This window comes from Streptomyces katrae (genome assembly GCF_000966975.1).
In the GTDB taxonomy this organism is placed as follows: Bacteria; Actinomycetota; Actinomycetes; order Streptomycetales; family Streptomycetaceae; genus Streptomyces; species Streptomyces katrae.
Genome location: NZ_JZWV01000316.1, coordinates 1 through 11,412, shown reverse-complemented (window position 1 = coordinate 11,412; position 11,412 = coordinate 1). Strand labels below are relative to the sequence as shown.

Annotated in this window: 6 protein-coding genes and 2 pseudogenes; 3 read left to right on the top strand and 5 right to left on the bottom strand. The window is 73.2% G+C overall.

The window, feature by feature from the left end; all coding sequences use genetic code 11:
- A partial coding sequence (locus VR44_RS12685; protein WP_281187134.1) for a serine/threonine-protein kinase occupies positions 1 to 675 on the bottom strand: 675 nt, incomplete at its 3' end.
- A gap of 35 nt (positions 676 to 710) precedes the next feature.
- Entirely contained in the window at positions 711 to 1,382 is a 672-nt protein-coding gene (locus VR44_RS12680; RefSeq protein ID WP_045947563.1) for a membrane protein, read from the bottom strand.
- A 224-nt stretch (positions 1,383 to 1,606) separates the two neighbouring features.
- Between VR44_RS12680 and VR44_RS12675 the strand changes: the two genes are divergently transcribed.
- Entirely contained in the window at positions 1,607 to 2,350 is a 744-nt protein-coding gene (locus VR44_RS12675; RefSeq protein WP_157880286.1) for a hypothetical protein, read from the top strand.
- Positions 2,351 to 2,448: 98 nt separating this feature from the next.
- Positions 2,449 to 3,279 (top strand): hypothetical protein, encoded by an 831-nt coding sequence (locus VR44_RS12670; RefSeq protein ID WP_045947561.1) that lies wholly within the window; start codon positions 2,449 to 2,451, stop codon positions 3,277 to 3,279.
- Positions 3,280 to 3,304: 25 nt separating this feature from the next.
- On the opposite strand, the pseudogene mfd reads toward VR44_RS12670, so the two are convergent.
- A pseudogene (gene mfd / locus VR44_RS12665) lies at positions 3,305 to 6,848 on the bottom strand (transcription-repair coupling factor).
- Positions 6,849 to 7,225: 377 nt separating this feature from the next.
- On the opposite strand from mfd, the gene VR44_RS12660 reads away from it, so the two are divergent.
- A complete protein-coding gene (locus VR44_RS12660) occupies positions 7,226 to 8,491 on the top strand; it encodes a DUF2079 domain-containing protein (RefSeq protein ID WP_045947560.1) in 1,266 nt (421 codons plus the stop codon).
- Between the two features lie 119 nt (positions 8,492 to 8,610).
- Here the strand turns inward: VR44_RS12660 and VR44_RS12655 are convergent, their stop codons facing one another.
- Positions 8,611 to 11,184, bottom strand: coding sequence for an ABC transporter permease (locus VR44_RS12655; protein ID WP_045947559.1), 2,574 nt, complete (start codon positions 11,182 to 11,184; stop codon positions 8,611 to 8,613).
- Positions 11,181 to 11,412 (bottom strand): annotated as a pseudogene (locus VR44_RS12650) (ABC transporter ATP-binding protein); the annotation flags it as partial. The pseudogene VR44_RS12650 and the gene VR44_RS12655, both read right to left, overlap by 4 nt.

Sequence of the window (11,412 nt, the reverse complement as noted above, 5' to 3'; positions counted from 1 at the left end):
TACGGGGGCCGGGGGCTCGTACAGGTGGCGGTGCAGCACGCCGAGGGCGGTGGAGCCGGCGAAGGGGACGTCCCCGCTGAGGAGTTCGTACAGCAGCACGCCGAGGGCGTACAGGTCGGTGTAGGGGCCCACCGCGCCGCTCATGGCCTGCTCGGGCGCCATGTAGGCGGGGCTGCCGATCGGGGAGCCGGTGCTGGTGAGGCGGGTGGTGTCGGTGTCCATCACGGAGGCCACGCCGAGGTCCAGGACGAGGACGGTCCCGTCCGGGCGGATCATCACGTTGCGGGGCTTGAGGTCCCGGTGGACGATCGGCACGGCGTGCACGGCGGACAGCACTGCGCACAGCTGCGCGGCCACCGCGACCGCCCACGGCCAGGGGTAGGGGTCGTGTGCGGCGAGGTGGTCGGCGAGGTCGGAGCCCTCGACGTAGCCCATGACGAGGTACAGCTCGTCGCCGTCGCTGCCCGCGTCGTGCACCGTGACCAGGCCGGGGTGGTCGACCTGCGCCGTGACCCGGCACTCGCGCACGAAGCGGCGGCGCAGTTCCTCGGCGACGGTGCCGGGGCCGGCCACCTTGTCGGGGCGCAGCAGTTTGACGGCGACGCGCCGGTCCAGCCGCTTGTCGTAGGCCGTCCACACCTGGCCCATGCCGCCCTGGCCGAGGACGGTGGCCAGCTCGTAGCGCTCGCCGATGAGCCGTTCGCCGCCGGTCACTGCTGCGGGTCCTGGACCGCCGTGCTGTTCGGGTCCTGGTAGGGACCGCCGGGCTGCGGGGGACGGGGCGGGGTCTGCGGGGCGTGCGGGGTCTGCTTGCGCAGGAGTTCGCTCAGCTCGTCGAGTTCGGCACGGACCTGGCCGATGCGCGGGGGCTGGACGGGGGCCGGGGCCTGCTGCGGCGCAACGGGCGGGTAGCCGTAGGAGGGGCGCGTCTGCTGAGGGGGCTGCGGCAGGTGCTGCTGGTGCTGCTGGTTGTACGGGGTCTGCTGCGCCGGGTACCAGGGCGCGGCCCCCACCGCCTGGGGCGGGGCGGCCTTCGTCTCGTGGTGCTTGATGTCGGCGACGAGGTAGTACACGCAGATGGCGAAGCCGGTGAAGATCGAGCCACCGGCGCCGAGGTTGCCCTGCCAGCCGTTGGTCTCCTCCGTCGGGTCGAGCTCGATGAAGGTGATCCAGACGACCGACAGCACCCCGCCCAGCACCAGCAGCACCCAGTCGCGGGTCTTGCGGGTGAGCAGGGCGATCCGCAGCAGCGAACCCCAGGCGAAGAAACCACAGCTGAGGAGGGGCAGCGCCGTGAACAGCACGCGCAGCGTCATCGCCGCCCCGGACAAGGGCCGGTGGCCGTGCGGGCCTTGCTGCGGCGGGATGCCGGGGCCGTGCATCGCTGCTCCTGACGGGCCGTGCGGAAAGGGTGACGGCTGGAAGCGTATACAGCGTTTCCGGCCGCCGGTGAGGGGATGGGCGCAACCGTTGCAGGGTCGCAGCACGGCCGCCGCGGTCCGGCCCGCGCGCGCGTCGGCGGCCCGCGCCCCCGTACGCCTCCAGCCGCCCTCCTGCGCCCCGGGCTAGCCTCGCCCCTCTTGATCGATCCCAGGGGGGACCCGTCATGCGCACCCGCACGCGCACCCGCACGCCCACGCCCACGACCGCGCCCACGCCAACGCCCAGGGCCGGGACCGTGGCCGCGGTCACCTGCGCCGTCCTGCTGACCGCCACGGCCTCCGCCTGCCTCCCGGAACTGGCCGGCGCGGGGGCCGGTCCCTCACCCTCCGCCGCCGCCCCGGACCCGTTCGCGGGCCGGGACCCGGCCGCCGTCCTGCGTGCCGCGTACGAGGAGACGGAGCGGGCGGCCACCAGGACCGCCGTCGTCTCGCGCCGCATCGGGGAACGCGAGATCACGGCGCAGCTGACCTTCGAGGGCGACGGCGGCTGCTGGGGCGAGGTCAGGGTCGAGCGCTCGGGAACGGGCGAGATCCTCGTGGACGACGCCAAGGTCTCCCTGCGCGGCGACGCCGGCTTCCTCCAGGACCAGTTCAGGAACCAGCCCTTCAAGTCCCCGGACACCGCGGACGGCTGGATCGACATGAAACCGGGCGACCCGGCGGTCTCCCACCTCGTCGCCCTGTGCGCCGACGGATCGCCCGCCCGCACCTTCCCGGCGGAGCGCACGGGCCTGCGGCGGGAACCCGACACCCGCCTGAACGGCAGGCCGGTCGCGGTGCTGGTCTCCAAGGGCCCCGGCGGCGTCGAGATCACCGACCACGTGTCCCTGGACGGCAGGCCGTACCTCGTCCGGCACGCGGAGACCGGCCCGGAGGGCAGGAACGTCACGTACGGGTCCCTGCCCTAGGGGGTGTTGCGCCCCCCGCCGGCCCTGTCAGAGCGGCCGCCTACCCTCGAAGCGGGAAACCGTCCCGCACGTCGTCAACACCACGGGGGTCACCGGAAATGCGCAGCCGTACGAAGTCCAGGGCGGTGGCGGCCGCCACCGCCGCCGCGGCCCTGCTGGGCGGCCTGACGGCCTGCGGGCCGGCCGGCCAGCGGGCGGGAGCCGACCGGCCCGCCTCCCCGGGCGCCTCCGCCGCGGCGTCCGCACCGGCCTCCGCCTCCGCCTCCCCGGCCGCCGCCCGTTCCGGGCAGGAGATCCTCACCGAGGCCTACGAGGCCACGCGCAAGGCCGAGTCGATGCGGGTGGCGGCCACCGTCCAGCAGGACGGCAAGCCGATGAAGGTGGACCTCTCCCTCGACCGCAAGGGCAACTGCAAGGGCGAGATCCGGGTCGACGGCATGGGCCGGCTGGACGTCATCAAGTCCTCGGAGTCCGTCCACTTCCGGGGCGACACCGCCTACTGGCGGGGCGCCGCGAAGATGAAGCACGCCCCGCAGAAGCAGGCGGACCAGATGGTCGCCATGCTCGCCGACCGCTGGATCCGCATACCCGCCTCCGACCCCCGCGCCGCCCCCATGACGGGCAGCTGCGACCTCTCCAAGCTGACCGGCGACCTCGACCACGCCAGCCCGCTCGCCCGCAAGGGCGAGACGGCGACGGTCGACGGCAAGCAGACCCTGGCGGTGACCTCCCCGGCGAAGCAGGGCACCCAGACCGACTACGTGGCCACGCAGGGCAAGCCGTACATCCTGAAGTCGACGGTCATGGGCGACTCCACGGGCGAGGCCCTCTTCTCGGCCTTCGACGTCCCGGTGGACACGACCTCCCCGAAGGACGCCGACGTCCTCGACATGTCGAAGCTGGGCGGCCCGGCGGGCGAGTCGGTCTGACCGGTCCGACGGGCCGCCCCCCGGGTCACGAGCCGAGGACCGTGGTCAGGAACTCACCCGTCCAGGCCAGGAGTTCCCGGCCGACCAGCGGCTTGCCGCCGACGCGGGCCGTCTTCGGGCGCGGGACCAGGACCTGGGAGGTGGCCGGCTTGAGGACCGTGCCGGGGTAGAGCCGCTTGAGGCGCAGCTCCTGCGACTCGCGCAGCTCCACCGGGCCGAAGCGGATGTTCGGGCCCTGCAGGGTGATGTCCCCGACCCCGCAGGCCCGGGCCAGCATCCGCAGCCCGGCCACCAGCAGCAGGTTCTCCACCGGCTCCGGCAGCTTGCCGTAGCGGTCGGTGAGTTCCTCCCGCACCGCCTTGATGTCGGCCTCCGAGGCGGCCGAGGCGATCGCCCGGTAGGCCTGCAGGCGCAGCCGCTCGCCGGGCGCGTAGTCGTGCGGGACGTGCGCGTCGACCGGCAGTTCGATCTTGACCTCCAGCGGCGGCTCCTCCTCCGCCCCGCCCTCGACGGCGGCCCGGTAGTCGGCGACGGCCTCGCCGACCATGCGGATGTACAGGTCGAAGCCGACGCCCGCGATGTGGCCGGACTGCTCGCCGCCGAGCAGGTTGCCCGCGCCGCGGATCTCCAGGTCCTTCATCGCCACGTACATGCCGGCGCCCATCTCGGTGTGCTGGGCGATGGTCGCGAGCCGCTCGTGCGCGGTCTCCGTGAGCGGCTTCTCCGGCGGGTACAGGAAGTAGGCGTACCCGCGTTCGCGGCCGCGGCCCACGCGGCCGCGCAGCTGGTGCAGCTGGGAGAGGCCGAAGTTGTCGCCGCGCTCGACGATGAGGGTGTTCGCGTTGGAGATGTCGATGCCCGATTCCACGATGGTGGTGGACACCAGGACGTCGAACTTCTTCTCCCAGAAGTCGACCACGACCTGTTCCAGGGCCTGTTCGGACATCTGGCCGTGGGCGGTCGCGATCCGTGCCTCGGGAACGATCTCGCGCAGCTTGGCGGCCGCCCGGTCGATGGACTCGACCCGGTTGTGGATGTAGAAGCACTGGCCCTCGCGCAGCAGCTCGCGCCGGATGGCCGCGCCGATCTGCTTCTCCTCGTACGGGCCGACGAAGGTGAGGACCGGGTGGCGCTCCTCCGGCGGGGTGGTGATCGTCGACATCTCGCGGATGCCGGTCACCGCCATCTCCAGGGTGCGCGGGATCGGGGTCGCGGACATGGTGAGGACGTCGACGTTGGCGCGGAGCTTCTTCAGCTGCTCCTTGTGCTCGACGCCGAACCGCTGCTCCTCGTCGACGATGACCAGGCCCAGGTCCTTGAACTTCGTCTCCTGCGAGAACAGGCGGTGGGTGCCGATGACCACGTCGACCGAGCCCTCCTTGAGGCCCTCCAGGGTGGCCTTGGACTCGGTGTCGGACTGGAAGCGCGACAGCGCCTTCACGTTGACGGGGAACTGGCTGTAGCGCTCGGAGAAGGTGCCGAAGTGCTGCTGCACGAGGAGGGTCGTGGGGACGAGGACGGCGACCTGCTTGCCGTCCTGGACCGCCTTGAAGGCCGCCCGCACCGCGATCTCGGTCTTGCCGTAGCCGACGTCGCCGCAGATCAGGCGGTCCATGGGGACGGACTTCTCCATGTCCTCCTTGACCTCGGCGATGGTGGTGAGCTGGTCGGGGGTCTCCGCGTACGGGAAGGCGTCCTCCAGCTCGCGCTGCCAGGGGGTGTCCGGGCCGAAGGTGTGGCCGGGCGCCGCCATGCGCGCGCTGTACAGCTTGATCAGGTCGGCGGCGATCTCCTTGACGGCCTTCTTGGCCCGCGCCTTGGTCTTCGTCCAGTCGGCGCCGCCGAGCCGGTGCAGGGTCGGGGCCTCACCGCCGACGTACTTGGTGACCTGCTCCAGCTGGTCGGTGGGGATGTACAGCCGGTCGCCGGGCTGGCCGCGCTTGGCGGGCGCGTACTCGACGAGGAGGTACTCGCGGGTGGCGCCCTGCACGGTGCGCTGCACCATCTCGATGTAGCGGCCCACGCCGTGCTGCTCGTGCACGATGTAGTCGCCAACCTCCAGGGTGAGGGGGTCGATGGACTTGCGGCGCCGGGTGGGCATCCGGCCGAGGTCCTTGGTGGCGGTGCGCTGGCCGGTCAGATCGGTCTCGGTCAGGACGGCCAGCTTGAGGGCCGGGTCGATGAAGCCGGTGTCGAGGGAGCCGCAGGAGACGTGGACGATCGAGGGCTCCAGGGCCCCGAGGTCCGCCTCCAGGCGGGCCGCGATGCCCTCGCCGCCGAGGACCTCGACGGTACGGGCGGCCGGGCCGTGGCCCTCGGTGAGGTAGACGGTGTGCCAGCCGTCGGCGATCCAGCCCTTGGTGTCGGCGAGCGCGCGGGCGGTGTCGCCCCGGTAGGCCTCGGGGGCGTGCATGCCGAGCTTGAGGGTGTCGGAGCCCAGGGCCGGGTCGTCGGCAGCGAAGGGGGAGACCGACCACCACATCATGCCGAGCTCGCGGGCGTGCTCGCGGACGTCGGCGATCCCGCGGAGCGAGGCCGCGCCCACGTCGATGGGGGCCTGGCCGCCGCCGGCGGTGGCCGCCCAGGAGGCCATCAGGAACTCCTGGCTGGTCGCCACCAGGTCGGCGGCCCGGGTGCGGACCCGCTCGGGGTCGCAGACCACGGCCATGGACCGGGCCGGCAGGACGTCGAGCAGGAGCTCCATGTCGTCGACGAGGACCGGTGCGAGGGACTCCATGCCCTCGACCGCGATCCCCTCGGCGATCTTGTTGAGCAGTTCCCCGAGCTCGGGGTGGGCCTCGGCGAGGGCAGCCGCCCGTTCGCGCACCTCGTCGGTGAGGAGCAGCTCCCGGCAGGGCGGGGCCCACAGGCCGTGTTCGGCGACCTCCAGGGAGCGCTGGTCGGCGACCTTGAAGTAGCGGATCTCCTCGACCTCGTCGCCCCAGAACTCCACGCGCAGCGGGTGCTCCTCGGTGGGCGGGAACACGTCGAGGATGCCGCCGCGCACGGCGAACTCCCCGCGCTTCTCGACGAGCTCGACGCGCGCGTACGCGGCGGCCGCCAGGGCTTCGGTGACCGCGCCGAGGTCGGCGCTCCCGCCCTGGCGCAGGCTCACCGGCACCAGGTCGCCCAGCCCCTTGACCTGCGGCTGGAGCACGGAGCGGATGGGGGCGACCACCACCGAGACGGGCCCGGCGGCCGGGTCGTCCGCGCTGGGGTGGGCGAGGCGGCGCAGGACGGCGATGCGGCGGCCGACGGTGTCGCTGCGCGGGCTGAGCCGCTCGTGCGGCAGGGTCTCCCAGGACGGGTAGTCCACGACTTCGTCGGGGGGCAGCAGCGAACGCAGCGCGGCGGCGAGGTCCTCCGCCTCGCGTCCGGTGGCCGTGACGGCGAGCACGGTCCGGCACGGTCCGGCCGGTGCGGCGGGCCAGCGCGGCGATCACGAAGGGCCGGGCGGCGGGCGGCCCGACGAGGTCCACGTGCATGCGGTTGCCGTCCCCGGCCGCGGTGACCGCCTCGGACAGGGCGGGGTCCCGGGTGACGGCGTCGAGCAGTCCGTGCAGGCTCATGAAAGCGGCTTTCCATCCGGTGGAGGGGGCGGGCGGGGGCAACGCGAAGCACCCGACACGTGAACGGGCCGGGGGTTCCACCCTATGCCGCGGGTGTGTCACCCGCGCGCGGGATTCGGGGCGCGTACGGGTCCGGTACGGGTCCCGTGCGGCGCGGGCGAGGGGCGGAGGGAGCCGTTCCGTATCGGGATGACAATCTGTTCGGATGTCCATATCCACCAGCCCGCCCGGTGACGGCGGCGCCCCCGCCGGCGCCCCCACCGGCGCCGCGCCGGCCGTCGTGGAGGCGCGCCCCGGCCGGGGGGCCGGGGCCGGAGCGCTGCTGCGGCGCCGGGCGCCGCACGCGCTCACCGCCCTCCCTGACCCGCCACCGGCGGATGGAGGAGAACTCCTGGGACCTGGGCATCTTCGAGCAGGCCGTCCGGGCCTACGCCCACTTCCAGGCACCGGTGGCGGACCTGAAGGGCCCGGGCTTCAACGTCCTCGGCGACCACTTCAGCCCCGTCATCGCCCTGATCGCCCCGCTCTACCGGCTCTTCCCGGGCCCCGCCACCCTCCTCGTGGCGCAGGCGGCCCTGTTCGCGCTGTCGGCCCTGCCCGTCACCCGGGCCGGGGCACGCCTCCTCGGGCCGGCGCGGGGGCTCGCGCTCGGGGCGGCGTACGGGCTGTCCTGGGGGATCCAGCAGGCGGTCGCGTTCGACTTCCACGAGATCTGCTTCGCGGTGCCGCTGCTGGCCTTCGCCCTGGAGGCGCTGCTGGCCCGCCGGTGGCGGGCGGCCCTGGCCTGGGGGCTGCCGCTGCTGCTGGTCAAGGAGGATCTCGGGCTGACCCTGGCGGCCCTGGCCCTGGTGGTGGCCTGGCGGGCCCGGCGCACCGACCGGCGGGCGGCGCGGGCGGCCTTCGCCGTGGCCGTGGGCGGGACGGTGGCCGCCGTACTGGTGTTCACGGTGGTGGTCCCCGCGTTCGCCCCCGACGGCTACGCCTACTGGGAGAAGGTCGGCGGCCCCGGCGGGGTGCTGGACGGTCTCGGCACGAAGCTCACCACCCTGGGCTGGCTGCTGGTCCCCACCACCGGCCTGCTGGCGCTGCGCTCCCCGCTGCTGTGGGTGGCCGTGCCGACCCTGGGCTGGCGGTTCACCTCGTCCGAGCCGTACTTCTGGTCCACCGACTGGCACTACAGCGCCGTCCTGATGCCGGTCGTGGCGCTGGCGCTGGCCGACTCCCTCGACACCGCCCGGCGCAGCCCCCGGCCGTGGATGCGCTCGTACGCCCACCAGCTGCCCGGGGCCGTGCTCGCCGCCGCGCTCGCGCTGAGCGCCACCAGCCTGCCGCTGGCCCGGCTCGGGGAGCGGGCCGCGTACGAGAAGCCGGCGCGGGCCGCCGAGGCCGAGCGGCTGCTGGCGCGGATCCCGGACGGGGTGACGGTGGAGGCCGACTACCCGGCGCTGACCCGGCTGACCTCGCGCTGCCGGGTCTTCTGGCTCGGCGGCACGCGGGGGGTCCGCCCGGCCTACCTGGTGTTCGACAACTCCTCCGGCCGGGTCGGCGACCCGCTCGCGTACGCGGGGCGGCTGCATCCGGGGTCGCGGTTCGCCCTGGTGGGCGAGGCGGGCGGGATGGTCCTGCTGGAGCGGCGGCTGTAGCGGGGCGGCCGGCCCGGCGCGCCGGCCGGCGGTGCACGACGCCGGCCCCGGGCGCCCTCGCGGACGGCCCGGGGCCGGCGTGTTCCCCCGTACTCCCCCGTACTCCCGACCGCCGGCGGCTACTCGCTGGCGATCGCGTTCAGAACGTTCATCCGCCCCGCCCGGAACGCCGGGACCAGTGCGGCGAACAGGCCCACCAGGGCCGAGCCGGCGAACACCGAGGCGATCGTCGCCCACGGGATCTCCAGCACCTTCAGCCCCTGGAGGGCGAGGAGCTGCTGCGCGGTGGCCCCCCAGCCCATGCCCAGCCCCAGGCCCAGCAGGGCTCCGAAGAGGGCGATGACCACCGACTCCAGGCGGATCATCCGGCGCAGCTGGCGGCGGGAGAGGCCGATGGCACGCATCAGGCCGATCTCACGGGTCCGCTCGACCACCGAGAGGGCCAGGGTGTTCACGACGCCCAGCACCGCGACGATGATCGCCAGGGCGAGGAGGCCGTAGACCATGTTGAGCAGCTGACCGACCTGGTCCTTGAGGTCCTTCTTGTAGTCGGTCTGGTTGAGCACCTTGTACTGCGGGTACTCGGCCATGGCCGCCTTGAGCGCCGTGTACGCGCTGTCGGCCTGCCCCTTCTCGGCCTTGGCCAGCAGCATGAACGGGCGCGGCAGCTGGTCGGCCGGCAGGTTGGCCTCGGCGGTGGCGGTGCTGATGTACTTCACGCCCTTGTCGAGGTTGCCCTCGTCCAGGGTGATCGCCGCGACCTTCAGCTTGACCGTCTTCCCGCCGTTGAAGGCCACGCCCAGCTCGTCGCCGACCTTCACGTGGTGCTTGGCGGCGTACTCCGAGCCGACCGCCATCGAGCCGGCCGCGTAGGCGTCCTTGTGCTGCCCGGCGGAGGTCTTGCGGCGGACGTCCTGGGCGTAGGAGGGGTCGGTGGCGCTGAGCTGGTCCTGGGCGGTGGTGCCGTCCGGGGCGGTGATCCTCGCCTCGACCTCGCGGTAGGCGGTGACGTGGTCCAGGCCCTTGACCCCGCGCATGGCCTGCTCGGCCTGCGGCATCAGCGGCTGGCCGCCCTGGGAGGAGACGATGTAGTCCGCGCCGACCGTGCGGTCGAGCTCGTCGGTGGCGGAGGCCACCATCGAGGAGCCGACGACCGACAGGCAGGCGACCAGCGCCAGTCCGATCATCAGCGCGGCGGCCGTGGCCCCCGTACGGCGCGGGTTGCGCAGGGCGTTGCGCTCGGCGAGCCGGCCGACGGAGCCGAAGGGCCGCAGGACGGGCGCGGCGAGCAGCCGGACCACGACGCCCGCGAGCAGCGGGCCGATCACGATGAAGCCGATCAGGCTGAACAGGACGCCGACGGCCAGCCAGAGCGAGCCGGCGGAGGCCTTGTCGGCGGCCGCGGCGAGGAAGAGGGCCGCGGCGCCGATGCCGGTGAGGACCAGGCCGAGGACGGCGCGCACCGCGCCGGCCTTGCGGTCGCCGGGGGTGCCGGCGTCGCGCAGGGCGGCCATCGGGGAGACCTTGCCGGCCCGGCGCGCCGGGACGTAGGCGGCGACGACGGTGACGACGGTGCCCAGGAGCAGGCCGGTGACCGGGGTGGTCCAGCGGACGGTCAGGTCGCCGGTGGACAGGTGCATGCCCATCGAGCCCATGAGCTTCATCAGGCCGACGGCCAGGCCGACGCCCGCCGCGACGCCGGCGGCGGAGCCGACGAGGCCGAGCAGGAGGGCCTCCAGCAGCACCGAGCGGTTGATCTGGCCCCGGTCGGAGCCGATGGCGCGCATCAGGCCGATCTCGCGGGTGCGCTGGGCGACCAGCATCGAGAAGGTGTTGAAGATGAGGAAGATGCCGACGAGGAAGGCGATGCCGGCGAACCCGAGCATCACGTACTTCATGACGTCGAGGAAGCCCATGTCCTTCTTGTTGGCGGCCGTGGACTCCTTGGCCGTCTGCAGCTTGTAGGTGTCCGCGCCGACGGCGGCGGCCACGTTCTTCTTCAGCTGCTCGTCGCTGACGCCGTCCTTGGCGGTGACGTTGATGTGGGTGAAGGTGCCGGGCGCGCCGAGCAGCTTCTCCTGGGCGGTGGCGGTGTCGAAGTAGACGATCGCCGCGCCCGGGTTGGTGACGGTGAAGGAGGCGATGCCGCTGATCTTCGCGCGGACGTCACCGGTGATGGCGATGGTGCGCAGTTCGTCGCCGAGCTTCAGGTGGTGCTTGTCGGCGGTGTCGGCGTCGACCATCATCTCGGTCGGTCCGCGCGGGGCCCGGCCGGAGGTGATCTTCATGGACTTGAGTTCGCCGTCGTTCCAGTTGCCGGCGATGGTCGGGGCGCCCGTGGTCGACCCCATGTTCTCGTTCTTGGAGTTGACGACGGTGACGGCCGTCGAGAAGACGCCGCCCTCGGCGGACTTGACGCCCTCCGCGCCGCGCACCTTCTCCACGGCCGCGCCGGGCACCACCTGGGGGCGGCCGCGGTTCGGGTTCTCCTCGCCGTCGGCGGGTTCCTTGGGGCTGACGGTGACGTCGGCGCTGGTGACGGCGAACAGCTTGTCGAAGGTGGTGTTCATGGTGTCGGTGAACACCAGGGTCCCGCAGACGAAGGCGACCGAGAGGAGGACGGCGATGGCGGACAGCGCCATCCGGCCCTTGTGCGCGAGGAAGTTGCGCCGCGCGGTCTTCATGACGGTCACGAGGTCCGCCCGCGCGCGTCGAAGTCCTTCATCCGGTCCAGGACCTGGTCGGCGGTGGGCGCGTACATCTCGTCGACGATGCGGCCGTCGGCCAGGAAGATGACGCGGTCGGCGTAGGAGGCGGCGACCGGGTCGTGGGTGACCATCACGATGGTCTGGGCGAGCTCGTCCACCGACTGGCGCAGGAAGCCGAGCACCTCGGCGCCGGCCCGCGAGTCCAGGTTTCCG

Bases quoted from the DNA above. Each gene is read 5' to 3' on its own strand.
- VR44_RS12680 (WP_045947563.1), bottom strand. From the start codon at position 1,382: ATGCACGGCCCCGGCATCCCGCCGCAGCAAGGCCCGCACGGCCACCGG.
- VR44_RS12675 (WP_157880286.1), top strand. From the start codon at position 1,607: ATGCGCACCCGCACGCGCACCCGCACGCCCACGCCCACGACCGCGCCC.
- VR44_RS12670 (WP_045947561.1), top strand. From the start codon at position 2,449: ATGCGCAGCCGTACGAAGTCCAGGGCGGTGGCGGCCGCCACCGCCGCC.
- VR44_RS12660 (WP_045947560.1), top strand. From the start codon at position 7,226: ATGGAGGAGAACTCCTGGGACCTGGGCATCTTCGAGCAGGCCGTCCGG.